The organism is Selenomonas sp. AB3002 (assembly GCF_000702545.1).
GTDB classification, from domain to species: Bacteria; Bacillota; Negativicutes; order Selenomonadales; family Selenomonadaceae; genus Selenomonas_B; species Selenomonas_B ruminantium_A.
Genome location: NZ_JNIO01000008.1, coordinates 1,900,893 through 1,917,811, shown reverse-complemented (window position 1 = coordinate 1,917,811; position 16,919 = coordinate 1,900,893). Strand labels below are relative to the sequence as shown.

10 protein-coding genes, 4 tRNA genes and 2 rRNA genes are annotated in these 16,919 nt (G+C 54.6%); all 16 read left to right on the top strand.

All coding sequences use genetic code 11. The features are described from left to right. Positions 1-4 precede the first annotated feature (4 nt). The 16 genes from murF to P159_RS0117055 all read left to right on the top strand — a co-directional run bounded on the left by murF (position 5) and on the right by P159_RS0117055 (position 16,901). Positions 5-1,390 carry a UDP-N-acetylmuramoyl-tripeptide--D-alanyl-D-alanine ligase gene (gene murF, locus P159_RS20830; RefSeq protein ID WP_029546074.1) on the top strand — a complete coding sequence of 462 codons (1,386 nt, stop codon included), beginning with the start codon at positions 5-7 and terminating at the stop codon, positions 1,388-1,390. A 337-nt stretch (positions 1,391-1,727) separates the two neighbouring features. After that, positions 1,728-2,636, top strand: a complete 909-nt coding sequence (gene mraY / locus P159_RS0117130) for a phospho-N-acetylmuramoyl-pentapeptide-transferase (protein WP_080706084.1) — start codon at positions 1,728-1,730, stop codon at positions 2,634-2,636. Between the two features lie 14 nt (positions 2,637-2,650). Further along, positions 2,651-4,033 carry a UDP-N-acetylmuramoyl-L-alanine--D-glutamate ligase gene (gene murD / locus P159_RS0117125; RefSeq protein ID WP_029546072.1) on the top strand — a complete coding sequence of 461 codons (1,383 nt, stop codon included), beginning with the start codon at positions 2,651-2,653 and terminating at the stop codon, positions 4,031-4,033. A gap of 283 nt (positions 4,034-4,316) precedes the next feature. Further along, positions 4,317-5,426 (top strand): undecaprenyldiphospho-muramoylpentapeptide beta-N-acetylglucosaminyltransferase, encoded by a 1,110-nt coding sequence (gene murG, locus P159_RS0117120; protein ID WP_029546071.1) that lies wholly within the window; start codon positions 4,317-4,319, stop codon positions 5,424-5,426. Between the two features lie 16 nt (positions 5,427-5,442). Beyond that, complete coding sequence (gene murC, locus P159_RS0117115) at positions 5,443-6,834, top strand: UDP-N-acetylmuramate--L-alanine ligase (RefSeq protein ID WP_029546070.1); 1,392 nt, start codon at positions 5,443-5,445, stop codon at positions 6,832-6,834. 14 nt (positions 6,835-6,848) lie between these two features. Next, the gene (locus P159_RS0117110) at positions 6,849-7,790 is read left to right on the top strand and encodes a D-alanine--D-alanine ligase (RefSeq protein ID WP_029546069.1); all 942 of its coding nucleotides are present in this window, start codon (positions 6,849-6,851) and stop codon (positions 7,788-7,790) included. A gap of 222 nt (positions 7,791-8,012) precedes the next feature. After that, positions 8,013-8,786 carry an FtsQ-type POTRA domain-containing protein gene (locus tag P159_RS0117105; protein ID WP_051650442.1) on the top strand — a complete coding sequence of 258 codons (774 nt, stop codon included), beginning with the start codon at positions 8,013-8,015 and terminating at the stop codon, positions 8,784-8,786. Beyond that, complete coding sequence (locus tag P159_RS0117100) at positions 8,783-9,484, top strand: DUF881 domain-containing protein (RefSeq protein ID WP_029546067.1); 702 nt, start codon at positions 8,783-8,785, stop codon at positions 9,482-9,484. The genes P159_RS0117105 and P159_RS0117100 overlap by 4 nt, the downstream gene beginning before the upstream one ends. After that, the gene (locus P159_RS0117095) at positions 9,481-9,843 is read left to right on the top strand and encodes a small basic family protein (RefSeq protein ID WP_029546066.1); all 363 of its coding nucleotides are present in this window, start codon (positions 9,481-9,483) and stop codon (positions 9,841-9,843) included. The genes P159_RS0117100 and P159_RS0117095 overlap by 4 nt, the downstream gene beginning before the upstream one ends. 138 nt (positions 9,844-9,981) lie before the next feature. After that, positions 9,982-11,136: a cell division protein FtsZ gene (gene ftsZ, locus P159_RS0117090; protein ID WP_029546064.1), complete on the top strand. Its 1,155-nt coding sequence runs from the start codon at positions 9,982-9,984 to the stop codon at positions 11,134-11,136. 131 nt (positions 11,137-11,267) lie between these two features. Next, a tRNA-Tyr gene (locus tag P159_RS0117085) sits at positions 11,268-11,353 on the top strand. 8 nt (positions 11,354-11,361) lie between these two features. Then, positions 11,362-11,438 (top strand) — tRNA-Met (locus P159_RS0117080). A 503-nt stretch (positions 11,439-11,941) separates the two neighbouring features. After that, positions 11,942-13,597: ribosomal RNA gene (locus tag P159_RS18885) — 16S ribosomal RNA — on the top strand. An 87-nt stretch (positions 13,598-13,684) separates the two neighbouring features. Further along, positions 13,685-13,760 (top strand) — tRNA-Ala (locus tag P159_RS0117065). Between the two features lie 4 nt (positions 13,761-13,764). Next, positions 13,765-13,841 (top strand) — tRNA-Ile (locus P159_RS0117060). 147 nt (positions 13,842-13,988) lie between these two features. Further along, a 23S ribosomal RNA gene (locus tag P159_RS0117055) occupies positions 13,989-16,901 on the top strand. Together the 16S and 23S rRNA genes with 2 tRNA genes alongside form the textbook arrangement of a ribosomal RNA operon. Positions 16,902-16,919: the final 18 nt, after the last annotated feature.

Below are 16,919 nucleotides of genomic sequence, written 5' to 3'. Positions count from 1 at the left end.
ATTGATGCCTGCATTTACTCTTGAGGAAGTGCTGAAAGCTACTGGTGCTAAGGTTGTTTGCGAGGCGGCCAGGGCTTTTGCCGATGTAGTGACGGATACCCGCAAGATTGCGGAGAAGGTGCTCTTTGTGGCCCTGAAGGGGGAGCGCTTCAACGGCGAGGATTTCGCCGCCGAGGCTCTGAAGCAGGGGGCGGCTGGCGTTATCGTGGGCAGCGGCTGCACCAGGGAGAATCTTGAGGCAGCGCAAAAGGAGCAGGGCACTGTCCTGCAGGTGGAGGATACTCTGGCTGCTTATCAGCAGCTGGCCCATCTGCACCGCATGAGATTTGACCTGCCTGTAGTGGCCATCACTGGTTCCAATGGCAAGACTACCACCAAGGATCTGACGGCGGCAGTGCTGTCCGCCCGCGGCCCGGTGCAGAAGACCCAGGCCAACTTCAACAACGAGATTGGCCTGCCTTTGACTCTGCTGGGAATAGAAGAACATCATACGGCAGCTGTGGTGGAAATCGGCATGCGGGGCCTGCATCAGATTGAGGCTCTGGCCCCTGTGGCGGCGCCCCAGGTGGGTATCGTCACCAATGTGGGTGAGACCCATATGGAACTGCTGGGCTCTCTTGAGAATATTGCCAGGGCTAAGGCAGAGCTGGTGGAAGCTATTCCTGCTGGCGGCACGGTGATTCTGAATGCAGATAATCCCTATGTGGCAGGTATGCGCGACAAGGCCAAAGAGGGTGTCAGGGTCATTACCTTTGGCGTTGAGAATCCTGCTGAGGTGAAGGCTGAGGCCGTACGCACTGAAGGAAGCAAGACCCTCTTTATGGTGGAATACGCCAAGGAGCGCCATGAGTATGTCCTGCCCATGGTGGGCAGGCACAATGTAGAGAATGCCCTGGCGGCAATCTCTGTCGGGTTCGCTCTGGGCATGAAGGCTGAGGAAATCCGTGAGGGCCTGCTGAATCTGGAAGCCACCAAAATGCGCTTTGAGTGCCAGGAGGTTGGACCGTGGCATGTGGTGAACGATGCCTACAATGCCAGCCCTATGTCCATGAAGGCGGCTATTGAGACTCTGTCCGAGCTGGTGAAGGATGGCCGCAAGATTGCGGTGATGGGGGATATGCTGGAACTTGGCAGCGTTGAAGAAGAAGCCCATCGTCAGGTAGGACGGGAGCTGGGTGAGCATAAGTTTGCGGCTGTGGTCACCCGCGGGAAACTTGGGGCTTTGATTGCTGAAGGGGCAAAGGGTTCCGGGATTGCGGAGGCTTATTGCTGCGAGTCTCATGAGGAGGCTGCGGCGAAGCTTAAAGAAATTCTCCAGCCGGGAGATACGGTGCTCTTTAAGGGCTCCCGGGGTATGCAGATGGAGAAAATTATCGATTTATTGAAGTAAGGCTTCGGCTGTTCATTTTCTTTGGCGCAAAGAAAACGAACCAAAAGAAAACGTGGACTGAAATCACATCGTGTGATTTCCGCGTCCACGGGGCCCATCCTTGGGCCCTGGGGTTCGGGAGTTCGTGGGATTCGAGAGTCACCCTTTGAGTTGGCTTTACCTCCACCGCTTGCGGGGGAGGGGGACCACCGAAGGTGGTGGAAGGGGGGCTCGGAGGGTTACGTGTGATTTACGCGTCCATGGGCTTTGGGGTTCTTAGTTAGATTTTAGAAAGAGGCATCAAATCGTGGATAATAGCCTGATTGTGGCTGCGGCGGTGGCTGCTGGTTTTGTACTTATGACGGGGCCGTTTTTTATTCCCTGGCTGCATAAGCTGAAATTTGGTCAGAGCATTCGTGAGGAGGGGCCTCAGAGCCATCAGGCCAAGAGCGGCACTCCTACCATGGGGGGCATCATGATTATCCTGGGGATAGTCATAGGCACTTTGGCGGGGGCTCCCTGGACTGCGGAGATACTTTTGGCCCTGTTCATCACTTTGGGGCATTTTGCTTTGGGATTCCTGGATGACTATATCAAAGTAGTGAAGAAGAGGAATCTGGGACTTAAGGCAAAGCAGAAGCTTTTGGGGCAGATTATCATTGCTCTGGTGACCATCTATATCGGTACTAAGGAGCTGGGCATTGATACTTCCATCTGGCTGCCGGTGCTCAATGCCAATGTCGATATCGGCTTTGGCTATTATCTGCTGGTGCTCTTTGTGCTGGTGGGCACTTCCAATGCGGTGAACCTCACGGACGGCCTGGACGGACTGGCTTCCGGCACCATGGCGGTGGCGGCCAGCTGCTATGGGGTGGTCTGCGCTCTCACCGGTCACAGCGACCTGGCGATTTTCTGCGTGGCCATTGTGGCGGCCTGCCTGGCTTTCCTGCGGTTCAACGCCCATCCTGCCAAGGTCTTTATGGGGGACACTGGGTCCCTGGCCCTGGGGGGCGCGCTGGCGGCGGTGGGCATCCTCACTCATACGGAAATCCTGCTGGTGATCATCGGTCTGGTTTTCGTGTGCGAGGCCCTGTCCGTCATCATGCAGGTCACTTACTTCAAGGCCACCGGCGGCAAGCGCATCTTCCGCATGAGCCCCATCCACCATCATTTTGAGCTGGGTGGCTGGTCCGAGACAAAGGTGGTCCTGGTGTTCTGGAGTGTAGGGCTGCTGGCTGGTATGGCAGGATTGATGTTGGTTAAATAACGAGGTGCATAACAATGGAGCTGGAGTTAGCAGGGAAAAAGGTACTGGTCATCGGTGCAGGCATCAGCGGCTTTGCCGCTGCCAAGGTTGCTAAGCGGTTTGGTGCTGAGGTCACTTTGAGTGATGCCAAGCAGGAAGCTGACCTGAAGTACGATTTTGCAGAGCTTAGGACGCTGGGCGTAGAGCTGGCTTTCGGTCCCCAGCAGGAGGAGATGCTGGCCGGGGTGGATATGGTCATCGTGTCCCCGGCTGTGCCCGTGCGGGTGCCTATTATCAAGGCTGCCTATGACAAGGGCATCAGGGTGCTTTCTGAGGTGGAGATGGCCTATGAACTTGCCCAATCTCCTTTTGCTTCTGTTACCGGTACCAATGGCAAGACCACCACGGTTACCCTGCTGGGTGAGCTGCTGGCTGCCCATTTCCCTGCTGGCAAGACCGGCGTAGGCGGCAATATTGGCATTCCCTTGGTGGAAGAAGCCTTGCGGGTAGGGGAGGGCGGTGCCATCGCTGCTGAGATTTCCAGCTACCAGATGGAGGCCACCGAGGACTTCCATCCCCATGTGGCGGCGGTGCTGAATGTCACGCCCGACCACATTGTGCGCCACGGCTCCATGGAGGTCTATCAGGCCATGAAGGAGCGCATGTTTGCCCAGCAGACGGCTGAGGACTTTTTGGTGCTGAATTACGATGACAGCCACACCCGTGGCATGGCAGAGCGTGCCCATGGCAAGGTCTGTTATTTCAGCCGCAAAGAGGAACTGCAGGAGGGCGCTTATGTGCGCCAGGCTGACAACCGTCTGGTTATCATTTGGGCTGGCAATGTCCATGAGCTTTGCACTGTGGAGGAGCTGGGCATCAAGGGCGGCCACAATGTGGAAAATGCCCTGGCAGCGGCTGCTTCTGCTTTCCTGATGGGAGCCACGGTGGAGGAAATGGTGCCGGTGCTGAAAGCCTTCAAGGGGGTGGAGCACCGCATCGAGCCGGTGCGGGAGCTGGATGGGGTGGCCTATTACAATGACTCAAAGGCCACCAATACGGATTCTGCCATCAAGGCGCTGGAGACTTTCCCGGGGCATATCATCCTGCTGGCTGGCGGTGATGACAAGCTGACTGACCTGACGGAGTTCATGGGGCTGGTGAAGGAGCGCTGCGACGAGCTGATTCTCTTGGGAGCTGCCGCTGAGCGTTTTCAGGAAGAAGCCATCAAGAACGGTTATCCTAAGGAGCATATCCACATGGTGGGCTTCAGCATGGAGGAAGCCGTGGCCACGGCGCACAAGCTGGCCAAGGCACCCCAGGTGGTGCTGCTTTCTCCTGCCTGCGCCAGCTTCGATATGTACGAAGGGTTCGAGGCCCGGGGCAGGGATTTCAAGAGACTGGTGAATGACTTGCGCTAAGGCGTTCGGGAACCCTTTCAAATAAAGGGGATGTGACATTATTTTCTTTAGTATGCATAATGAAATTACAGGTCTTACCTGTCCCGTTTACGGGGAAGGTGGCAGCCCGAAGGGCTGACGGAAGGGGGGCTAGGGGTCGAACAAGTATCTTCGAAGTGAATTGTTCGGCTGCTCCTCCCCCTTCCACCACCTTCGGTGGTCCCCCTCCCCCGCAAGCGGTGGAGGTCAGGCAACACCTTTCAGTGCGATTACTATTATACTCATAGGCAAGGGGAGCGGTATTTTGCGGATTATTGTTTCGGGGGGCGGCACGGGGGGCCATATCTACCCGGCCATCACCATCATCAATACCATCAGGGAAAAGTGCCCGGAGGCGGAGTTCCTTTATGTGGGGACTCCTCATGGGCTGGAGGCGGATATTGTGCCCAAGGAGGGGCTGCCCTTTGCCACTGTGGACCTGCAGGGCTTTGAGCGCCGCCTGACTCCCAGGAATCTCCTGCGGGCAGGCAGGGCCATGGCGGCGGTGGCGAAGGCTGCCAAAATCGTGCGGGACTTCAGGCCCGATGTGGTGATTGGCACCGGGGGGTACGTCTGCGGGCCTATCCTCATGGCGGCCAGTCTCAAGCATATCCCCACCATGGTGCAGGAGCAGAATGTGCTGCCGGGGATTACCAACAAGCTGCTCTCCCGCTTTGTGAGCCGCATTGCGGTGGGCTCCGAGGCGGCCCTGCCTTATTTCCCCTCAGAGAAGACCGTTTATACGGGCAACCCCATCCGCCGGGCGGTGATGGAGGCTGAACGTGAAGAGGGGGCCAAGGCTTTCGGCTTTGATCCAGGGAAAAAGACGGTGCTCATTTCCGGGGGCAGCCGGGGGGCGCGGGCTATCAACAGGGCCATGATTGAGGTGCTGGTGAAGGCAGCGGAGAATCCCCAGGTGCAGATGCTCCATGCCACCGGGGCCAAGGAGTACGATGATGTGATAAGCCGCCTGAAGGAAGCGGGGCTTGCCAAACTGCCGGAGCATATCAAGGTGGTTCCTTACCTTTACAATATGCCCCAGGCTCAGGCTATGGCGGATCTGGCGGTGTTCAGGGCCGGGGCTACGGGGCTGTCGGAGCTGACAGCCCGGGGGATTCCCTCCATCCTGGTGCCTTACCCCTATGCGGCGGAGAATCATCAGGAGTTCAACGCCCGGGCACTGGAGAAGAAGGGAGCGGCCAGGGTGATCCTCAACAAGGATCTGACTGCCGAGACTCTGGGGGCGGCTCTGGAGGAGCTGCTGGCTGATGAGGAAGGGCTCAAAGCCATGTCAGAAGCCAGCCGCAAGTTGGGAAAGCCGGAGGCCGCAGAGGAGATTGCCGATATGGTGTTGACTTTGGCGCAGAATAGCTAAGAAAGGGATAGTGGTCATGAAGCAGCTCAAGGAGCTTAAAGATATCAAAAAAATTCATTTCGTAGGCATTGGGGGCGCTGGCATGAGTCCTCTGGCCAAAGTCATGTGCGAGCTGGGCTATGAGGTCACCGGCTCTGACAGGGATAACAGCGGCGTCATTGAGAATCTGGTCAGGCTGGGCGCCAAAGTCACTCTTGGTGGCCAGAAGGCGGAGAATGTTCGCGGCGCTGATGCCATCGTGGTTTCCTCCGCTATTCCTCACGACAATCCGGAGGTGCTGGCAGCCAAGGATCTGCACATCACCCGCCTGCACCGCTCCGATATCAATGCGGCTCTGGTAAACGAATACAAGGGCATTGCTGTGGCAGGTGCCCACGGCAAGACCACTACTTCCGCCATGCTGGGGGTGACCCTGGACAGGGCTGGGATTTCCCCTACGGTCATAGTAGGCGGCGAGGTGCCTGACCTGGGTACCAATGCCAAGCTGGGCCAGGGGGATTATCTGGTGTCCGAGGCTGACGAGAGCGATGGCTCCTTCCTGAAGCTCCATCCCCATATCGCCGTGGTCACCAATGTGGAAGATGACCACATGGACCACTATGGCACCATGGAGAACATCATCAAGGCCTTCACCCAGTTCCTGGAGAATGTGGACAAGGAAACGGGCTATGCTGTGCTCTGCTTCGAGAACGAGAATCTGCGCAATATCGCCAAGAACCTTGACCGCAAGGTGATTTCCTACGCCATCGAGGAGAAGGCTGACTACAACGCTAAAAACATCACCACCGGCGGCAGGGGCATTGCCTTTGATGTGTTCAAGGACGGGGAGAAGCTGGGCCATGTGGAGCTGAATATTCCGGGCCGCCACAATGTGCTTGATGCCATGGCCTGCATCGTCACGGGCCTTTCTGTGGGAGTTTCCTTTGAAAAGATGGCCGAGGGCCTGGCTAACTTCCACGGGGCCAAGCGCCGTTTCCAGACCAAGGGCCGGGAGCGGGGAGTCTGGGTGGTGGATGACTATGCCCACCATCCCACGGAGATTGCAGCTACATTGAAGGCTGCCAAGGAGACCAGCCCCCAGCGCCTGATCTGCGTGTTCCAGCCCCACCGCTACAGCCGCACCCAGCTCTTGCATGAGGAGTTCGGCGGGGCGTTCGTTTCCGCTGACAAGCTGGTGCTGACGGACATTTACGGGGCAGGGGAAGCACCAATTCCGGGCATTGACGGGCGTACGGTGCTGGAGGAAGTGCTGCGCCAGTCAGGCCAGGATGTGACCTATGTGCCTGAGCGCGAGAAGCTGGCAGAGTTCCTGTCCAAAGAAGTAAAAGAAGGCGACCTGGTGATTACTATGGGCGCAGGGGATATATACAAGACCAGTGAAGAGCTGGTTGAAATGCTGAAGAAGTAAGGGAGCCATAAGAAATGAATCAGGATAAGATAGTTGTAGTAATGGGCGGCACTTCCACGGAGGCCGAGGTTTCCCGCCGTACCGGCACGGCCATTTTGAACGCCTTGAAGTCCAAGGGATATAATGCCGAAGGCATGGAACTGGTACCCAAAACCTTTGCCAACGATATCCAGAAGACGGGCTGTGCCATTGTCTTCAATGCCCTCCACGGCAAGTTCGGCGAGGACGGCCTGTTGCAGGGCACCCTTGATATGCTGGGCATTCCCTACACCGGCTCCGGGGTGCTGGCTGCGGCTGTCACCATGGACAAGGCCGCTTCCAAGCGGGTCTTCGTGGCTGAGGGAATTTCCACTCCCCGCTCCCGCACTTACTACAGCTATGAGATGAAGCGGGGCCTGGCTGCCGAGATTGAAGCAGAGTTCTCTCTGCCCATGGTGGTGAAGGCTGCTTCCCAGGGCTCCAGCATCGGCGTCTATATCGTGGAGAGCCGCGATGAATTGAAGAACGCATTGGTGCAGGCTTTCAAGTACAACGACGAAGTGCTGGTGGAGGAGTTCATTGAGGGCCGGGAGCTGACGGTGGCTGTATGGGGCAACGAGGAAGAGAAGGAAGCCTTCCCCATCATCGAGATCACTACCCTTACGGGGCGTTATGACTACGACAGCAAGTACACCAAGGGCGCTTCTTCTCACATCATTCCTGCGCCCATGAGCGAGGAAAAGACCAAGGAGATTCAGGACCTGGCCATCAAGACCTTCACCGCCTGCGGCTGCAAGGGCGTGGCCCGGGTGGACATGATGCTGTCCAAAGACGAGGTGCCTTATGTCATCGAGGTCAATTCCGTGCCGGGCATGACGGAGGTTTCCCTGGTGCCGGATGCAGCAAGGGCCAAGGGCATCGAGTTCCCGGAGCTCTGCGAGCGGATGCTGGAGATGGCTGGGTTCAAGATTTCTTAATCATGTTAAAGTGAATATAGTATACACAATGAAATTATAGGTCTTACCTGCCCCGTTTACGGGGAAGGGGGACCGTCGAAGACGGTGGAAGGGGGGACTTGGAGGGCTGACTTTGCGACCCCTGGCTCCCCCTTCCGTCAGCCTTCGGCTGCCACCTCCCCCGCAAGCGGTGGAGGTCAATAGCTGTTAATTACTTTGTCATACTATAGGAGGTGTGAAGATATGGCAGATAATATAAGAGTCAGGAGAAGTCCCAGGCGCATATTTAAGGGATTGTTGTTTCTGATTGTTACCTGTGGTCTGGTAGCCCTCCTGGTCTATTCGCCCATTTTCACTCTCCAGAAGCTGAATGTCAAAGGGGCGGTGTACCTCAGCGAGGACGAGATTGCCTACATTGCCCGGGTGCAGAAGGGGCAGCCGCTCTTCAATCTGGAGACCGCTGAGGTGACGGAGAACCTTTTGAAGGATTTGCGCATTGAATCGGCTACGGTGAAGCGGAACCTGCCTTATAGCCTGGATATCAATATCGTTGAGCGCGTGCCGGTGGCTACGGTGGCTTCAGAATACGGCTATGTGGATCTTGACAGGCAGGGGAAGGTCATTGCGGCTTATCGTAATCTGCGCCATGTGCCTATTCCCCTGATTACCGGGGTTACTGTCCATGACCTTTACATAGGGGATGATGTGCGTGATGCCAATATCAGGAAGGTGCTGTCCCTGCTGCAGGAGCTGAGCCCTGAGGCCCTTAATCAGCTTTCCGAAGTGAATGCAGCCAATCCTGAGTCGCTGGTGGCCTATACAGCCAAGGCAGTGCAGATACGCCTGGGCAATCTGGACAGGTTGGAGGAAGAAGTGAAGCTCACGGAAGATTTCCTCCAGGACCAGCAGACCAGCCCCTATGCCGTGGAGTATGTGGATTTCAGCTATGAGGTGCCTGTGATAAGGCTCAAGGATGTGCTGGTAGAAGAAGTGCATCAGGAAGGGAAGGGTATATGATAAAAATCCGTCAGGGACGCTGGTCTATCGCCTGTGTCTGCATGGTGCTGGGCTTCATGGTAGCTGTGCAGCTGCGCACCACCGCTGACATGAAGGGCAGTGTTTCCTACCAGCGCATTGAGGAAATCACCGAAAGGCTTTTGACTACAGAGCAGGAGCGGGACGGGCTGAAAGAAGAACTTTCCACTTTGCGCAAGCAGAAGGCTTCTGAAGCCGGCGGCACCATCAGTGAGGATATACGTCTCAGGGCTGGCCTTACTCCCGTGGTGGGGGAGGGGGTCATCGTGAAGCTGGAGGACAGCAGCGCTACGGCTAAGGCGGGGGAGAACCCTAACCTCTACATCATCCATGATGATGATTTGCTGAAGGTCATCAATGAGCTTCGTGCCGCAGGGGCAGAGGCTATTTCTATCAATGGCCAGCGCCTGGTTGGCACTTCGGAAATCCGCTGTGCCGGGCCTACCCTGTCGGTGAACAATGTGCGCTCTGCTCCGCCCTTTGAAATCAGGGCCATTGGCGAGTCCAAGAGCCTGGAGAATGCCATCAAAATGCGGGGAGGCGTAGCAGAGACTCTGAAGGTCTGGGGCATCCAGCTGGAGGTTTCCACCAGCCAGTCTGTCTACATTCCCGCTTACAAAGGTTCTACTTCCCATACTTATGCCCATGAGACGGAGGAAAAGGAGGGGGAGACCAAATGATACTGCCTATATTGGGACTTATAGCAGGTTTTGCCATTGGCTATGTTTTCCCCGTGGTGATTCCCCTGGCTTATGCCAAGCTCTTTTCCGTGGCGCTCCTGGCTTCTCTTGATTCCGTCTTCGGCGGTCTCAGGGCTGCTCTTAGCGGCCATTTTGACAATACGGTCTTTATCAGCGGATTCTTCACCAATGCGCTGCTGGCGGCTTTCCTGGTCTTTGTGGGGGACCGCCTGGGCATAGACCTTTACTATGTGGCCCTGCTGACCTTTGGTTTCCGCATATTCAAGAATCTGGCGATACTGCGCCGCCACCTGTTGAAAAAGCACGGCCTTGAAAGGCCTCATTTGCCTGATGAGTGAGGGATTGAGAAGTTTTTCAAAGTGACTACTGGAAAAACGCTCTTAATGATGGTAAAATGGTAAGGCGTAGATAGTGTAATGATTTAAGTGCGCCCCAGGGAGCGCATGGACATATTGGTTCGTATGGGGGTTTGAGTGATGTTTGAGTTGGATGATAACGGCCTGGACCAGCTGGCCAACATTAAGGTAATAGGTGTAGGCGGTGGCGGCAGCAATGCTGTGAACCGCATGATTAATCTGGGACTTCAGGGCGTAGAGTTCATCGCCGTCAATACGGATGCTCAGGCGCTCTTGAAATCTTTGGCACCTAAGCGCATGCAGATTGGCGAGAAGCTGACCCGCGGCCTGGGAGCTGGCGCACAGCCCGAGATCGGTCAGAAAGCGGCCGAGGAGAGCCGTGATGATATCCTCGAGGCGCTGCGCGGCGCAGACATGGTTTTCGTCACCGCTGGTATGGGCGGCGGCACCGGCACAGGTGCTGCTCCTGTGGTAGCTGAATGTGCCCGGGAGATTGGTGCGCTGACTGTTGGTGTTGTGACCCGTCCCTTCAGCTTTGAGGGCATGCGCAGAAAGCGCAACGCTGAGTCCGGCATTGCAACTCTCAAGCAGCATGTGGACACCATCATCACCATTCCCAATGACCGTCTGCTGCAGGTGGTGGACAAGAAGACTTCCATCACCCAGGCTTTCCTGGAGGCAGATGATATCCTGCGCCAGGGCGTCAAGGGTATTTCTGACCTCATCGCTCAGCCGGGCCTTATCAATCTGGACTTTGCAGATGTGCGCTCCATCATGAGCAATGCAGGTACCGCTCTCATGGGTATCGGCGAGGCTACCGGTGAGAACGCTGCTGTGGAGGCAGCCAAGAACGCCATCGCTTCTCCTTTGCTGGAGACTACCATCGATGGCGCAAGAGGCGTGCTTATCAACGTCACCGGTGCCGAGGAGAACCTCAGCATGTACGAGGTCACCGAGGCTTCCAATACCATTCACGAGGCCGTCAACGGCCAGGCCAACATCATCTGGGGTGCCGCTGTGGATAACACTATGGGCGACACTGTCAAGGTCACTGTAGTTGCTACTGGCTTTGACAACCCGGACGAGGTGGGGGCTCCTGCCCCCCAGCAGCCGGCAAAGCCTGCTGTTGCTCCTGCTGCGCCTGTGGCACCTAATCTCTTTGGCCAGCAGCCTGCAGCAACCCCTGCTCAGCAGCCCCAGCAGCAGCCTGCAGCTCCTGTTCAGGAGCCGGTAGAGCCTTTTATTGACATTCCTGTGTGGATGCGCAAGAAGTAATGAGAAGATGTATCTCCTGCCTTTTGGGGCAGGAGATATTTTTTTTATAAATTTAAAAAAGTGATTGACAACAGATGCATAAGAGGGTATAATAATTACTGTTGTTGTCGCTGGTTTTGTTGACAGCAAATGGGTAGGTGCCCGAGTGGTTAAAGGGAGCAGACTGTAAATCTGCCGCCTCACGGCTACGATGGTTCGAATCCATCCCTGCCCACCATTTATTTTGGCGGCATAGCTCAGCTGGCTAGAGCATGCGGTTCATACCCGCAGTGTCCGGAGTTCAAGTCTCTGTGCCGCCACCATTTGAATTTGACAACACCGCTTCGGCGGTGTTTTTTTGTCACCTCCTCAAGTATTGGAAAAAGATCTTAAAAAGTATTGGAAAAAGATCTTAAAAAGTTATTGACAAATGACTTGAAGGCGTGTATCATAATACAAGTCGCTAACGGGAGCGGCAAGCACGAAAGAGTTTCCTACAATATAAAAGAGAGCCTTGATTGGCCAGCAAAAATATTGAAAAAGAAATTCAAAAAAGTGCTTGACACTCCGAAAGAGACAAGATAAAATAAACAAGTCGCTTCAAGCGAGCGACTCTTGAGAAATCAAGTTGTTCCTTGAAAACTAAACAATGCAAACGAAAACAAATTTGTTTTCAAGCCAGATGTTAGTCAAACTTTTAGTTTGAACCAAAACATCGGTTGCACATCTGAAAAGATGAAGCATGGTTATAAAGAAACCATACTGAATAGCAACTGTTAATTTCTTTAACACAAATGAAAGAGCTGAATTAAGCTTTTCCAATGCTTTATTGGAGAGTTTGATCCTGGCTCAGGACGAACGCTGGCGGCGTGCTTAACACATGCAAGTCGAACGGGCTTACGGATTCACCGTTGAGCTTTAAGAGGTAGATGCACTTTGAGCGTCGTGAATGCGAAGCATTCACCACACTATATAAAAGTGCTAACACAACTTAGGGTTGAACGGTGAAGCCGGAAGCTAGTGGCAAACGGGTGAGTAACGCGTAGGCAACCTGCCTCTAAGATGGGGACAACAGTCCGAAAGGACTGCTAATACCGAATGTTGTGAGTTTTCCGCATGGGAAGCTCATTAAAGATGGCCTCTACTTGTAAGCTATCACTTAGAGATGGGCCTGCGTCTGATTAGCTGGTTGGCGGGGTAACGGCCCACCAAGGCGACGATCAGTAGCCGGTCTGAGAGGATGAACGGCCACATTGGGACTGAGACACGGCCCAGACTCCTACGGGAGGCAGCAGTGGGGAATCTTCCGCAATGGGCGAAAGCCTGACGGAGCAACGCCGCGTGAGTGAAGAAGGTCTTCGGATCGTAAAGCTCTGTCGAAGGGGACGAACGTGGGTTCTATCAACAACGGAACCTAATGACGGTACCTTTCAAGAAAGCCACGGCTAACTACGTGCCAGCAGCCGCGGTAATACGTAGGTGGCGAGCGTTGTCCGGAATCATTGGGCGTAAAGGGAGCGCAGGCGGGAAATCAAGTCCATCTTAAAAGTTCGGGGCTCAACCCCGTGATGGGATGGAAACTGGTTTTCTTGAGTGCAGGAGAGGAAAGCGGAATTCCTAGTGTAGCGGTGAAATGCGTAGATATTAGGAGGAACACCAGTGGCGAAGGCGGCTTTCTGGACTGTAACTGACGCTGAGGCTCGAAAGCGTGGGGAGCGAACAGGATTAGATACCCTGGTAGTCCACGCCGTAAACGATGAGTGCTAGGTGTAGGAGGTATCGACCCCTCCTGTGCCGGAGTTAACGCAATAAGCACTCCGCCTGGGGAGTACGGCCGCAAGGCTGAAACTCAAAGGAATTGACGGGGGCCCGCACAAGCGGTGGAGTATGTGGTTTAATTCGACGCAACGCGAAGAACCTTACCAGGGCTTGACATTGAGTGAAACATCCAGAGATGGATGCCTCTCTTCGGAGACACGAAAACAGGTGGTGCATGGCTGTCGTCAGCTCGTGTCGTGAGATGTTGGGTTAAGTCCCGCAACGAGCGCAACCCCTATCATTTGTTGCCAGCACGTTATGGTGGGAACTCAAATGAGACTGCCGCGGACAACGCGGAGGAAGGCGGGGATGACGTCAAGTCATCATGCCCCTTATGTCCTGGGCTACACACGTACTACAATGGGACGGACAGAGAGCAGCGAACCCGCGAGGGCAAGCGAACCCCATAAACCGTCTCCCAGTTCGGATTGCAGGCTGCAACCCGCCTGCATGAAGTCGGAATCGCTAGTAATCGCTGGTCAGCATACAGCGGTGAATACGTTCCCGGGCCTTGTACACACCGCCCGTCACACCACGGAAGTCATTCACACCCGAAGCCGGTGGGTTAACCGCAAGGAAACAGCCGTCTAAGGTGGGGGCGATGACTGGGGTGAAGTCGTAACAAGGTAGCCGTATCGGAAGGTGCGGCTGGATCACCTCCTTTCTAAGGATTACAATTCCTAGGTCGTGGCATTTGGCTTTTGCATTGTCTAGTTTTGAAGGTACAACCTTCAAACTTAATAACCATAATGGGGGCGTAGCTCAGCTGGGAGAGCACCTGCCTTGCAAGCAGGGGGTCAGGAGTTCGATTCTCCTCGTCTCCACCATTATGGGCCTATAGCTCAGCTGGTTAGAGCGCACGCCTGATAAGCGTGAGGTCAGTAGTTCAAGTCTACTTAGGCCCACCATTAAAATTGATCTTTGAAAACTACACAGAAGAATGAAATGTATCAATTTCAAATCCGGAAACAGTAATGTTAAAGGTTTGAACGAACATTTTAGGATTCAAAAGCATAGACATCTGAAACAGATGAACTTAGTTGCTTTTAACTTTAAGTTAAGCTACCAAGGGCATATGGTGGATGCCTAGGCGTTCCGAGTCGATGAAGGACGCGATAAGCTGCGATAAGCTGAGGCGAGCTGCAAGTAAGCTTTGACCCTCAGATTTCCGAATGGGGCAACCCAGTGCGAGTTATGTTGCACTATCCGAAAGGAAGACACACCTGGTGAACTGAAACATCTAAGTAGCCAGAGGAAAAGTAATCAAAAGAGATTCCCCCAGTAGCGGCGAGCGAAAAGGGAAGAGCCCAAACCGGGAGACTTCGGTCACCCGGGGTTGAGGACCGGCATAAAAGGAAGAGATTCTAGCTGAAGCTTCTGGGAAGGAGCGGCGCAGAAGGTGAAACCCCCGTAAGCAAAAGAACCTCCAATGGGCCGGTATCCAGAGTACCACGAGACACGTGAAACCTTGTGGGAAGCAGGGTGGACCACCATCCAAGGCAAAATACTACGGAACGACCGATAGCGCATAGTACCGTGAGGGAAAGGTGAAAAGGACCCCGGGAGGGGAGTGAAATAGAACCTGAAACCGTATGTCTACAAGCAGTCGAAGCACTTTATACGTGCGACGGCGTGCCTATTGAAGAATGAACCGGCGAGTTAATCTATGTGGCAAGGTTAAGCGGAAGACGCGGAGCCGAAGCGAAAGCGAGTCTTAACAGGGCGCAAGTCACATGGATTAGACCCGAAACCACAGTGATCTATGCATGGCCAGGCTGAAGCTCAGGTAAAAATGAGTGGAGGGCCGAACCCGTGAGTGTTGAAAAACTTTGGGATGAGCTGTGCATAGGGGTGAAATGCCAATCGAACGTGGAGATAGCTGGTTCTCCCCGAAATAGCTTTAGGGCTAGCCTCAGGCGACACATACAGACGGTAGAGCACTGATCGGACGCGGGTCTGTAATGGATACCAACTCCAGTCAAACTGCGAATGGCTGTATGAGAAGAACCTGGGAGTCAGAGTGCGAGTGATAAGACCCGTACTCAAGAGGGAAACAGCCCAGACCGCCGACTAAGGTCCCCAATGCTGTACTAAGTGGAAAAGGATGTAGGACTTCATAAACAACCAGGATGTTGGCTCAGAAGCAGCCACCATTCAAAGAGTGCGTAATAGCTCACTGGTCGAGAGGCCCTGCGCCGAAAATATCCGGGGCTCAAGTACAGAACCGAAGTCGCGGCAGACGCAAGTCTGGGTAGGGGAGCGTTCCAAGGGCGTTGAAGGTTGACCGCAAGGACAGCTGGAGCGCTTGGAAGTGAGAATGCTGGTATGAGTAGCGAAACGGTCAGTGAGAATCTGACCCACCGAAAGCCTAAGGGATCCTGGGCAACGCTCGTCGTCCCAGGGTAAGTCGGGACCTAAGCCGAGGCAGCAAGCATAGGCGATGGACAACAGGCAAAAATTCCTGTACCGCATGGAACCGTTTGAGGATGGAGTGACGCAGCAAGGAGCTTGAGCCGGCGATTGGAAATGCCGGTCGAAGGCGGTAGGCTGGTGAGGAGGCAAATCCCCTCACTGCAAGGCCGAGAACTGACAGATAGGGATTCCTACGGGATGAACGAATTCAAGCGTACTACACTGCCGAGAAAAGCTTCTAACGAGGTGAAATGCGCCCGTACCAAAACCGACACAGGTAGGCGGGGAGAGAATCCTAAGGTGCGCGGGAGAACCCTCGTTAAGGAACTCGGCAAAATGCATCCGTAACTTCGGGAGAAGGATGGCCGGAGCTGGTGAAGTGACTTGCTCATGGAGCTGGAGCCGGCGACAGAAGAGAAGCCCAAGCGACTGTTTACCACAAACACAGGTGCCTGCTAAAGAGAAATCTGACGTATAGGTGCTGACACCTGCCCGGTGCTGGAAGGTTAAGAGGAAGGGTCAGGCGCAAGCTGAAGCTCTGAATTGAAGCCCCAGTAAACGGCGGCCGTAACTATAACGGTCCTAAGGTAGCGAAATTCCTTGTCGGGTAAGTTCCGACCCGCACGAAAGGTGTAACGATTTGGGCACTGTCTCAACGAGGGACCCGGTGAAATTGAAATACCTGTGAAGATGCAGGTTACCCGCGACTGGACAGAAAGACCCCATGGAGCTTTACTGCAGCCTGACATTGATTTTTGGCATGTAACGTACAGGATAGCTGGGAGACGGAGAACCCTGATCGCCAGATTAGGGGGAGTCATTGTTGGGATACCAGCCTTTGCGTGTTAGGAATCTAACTCCGGGATTAACAAAACCGAGGACAGTATCAGGTGGGCAGTTTGACTGGGGCGGTCGCCTCCGAAAGAGTAACGGAGGCGTCCAAAGGTTCCCTCAGCGCGGACAGAAATCGCGCGAAGAGTATAAAGGCAGAAGGGAGCTTGACTGCGAGACATACAGGTCGAGCAGGTACGAAAGTAGGGCTTAGTGATCCGGTGGAATGAGAGTGGAATTGCCATCGCTCAACGGATAAAAGCTACCCTGGGGATAACAGGCTAATCTCTCCCAAGAGTCCATATCGACGGGGAGGTTTGGCACCTCGATGTCGGCTCATCACATCCTGGGGCTGAAGCAGGTCCCAAGGGTTGGGCTGTTCGCCCATTAAAGTGGTACGTGAGCTGGGTTCAGAACGTCGTGAGACAGTTCGGTCCATATCCATCGCGGGCGCAAGATACATGAGGGAGACTGCTCCTAGTACGAGAGGACCGGAGTGGACGGACCGCCGGTGAACCAGTCATGCCGCCAGGTGTGCAGCTGGGCAGCTGCGTCCGGAAGGGATAAACGCTGAAAGCATCTAAGCGTGAAGCCCGTCCCGAGATGAAGTATCTCATAGCATAAGCTAGTAAGACACCTTGAAGAAGACAAGGTTGATAGGGTAGGTGTGGAAGTGCCGTGAGGCATGAAGCTAACTACTACTAATATGTCGAGGGCTTAACTTAATCTAAGATGTTCAACAC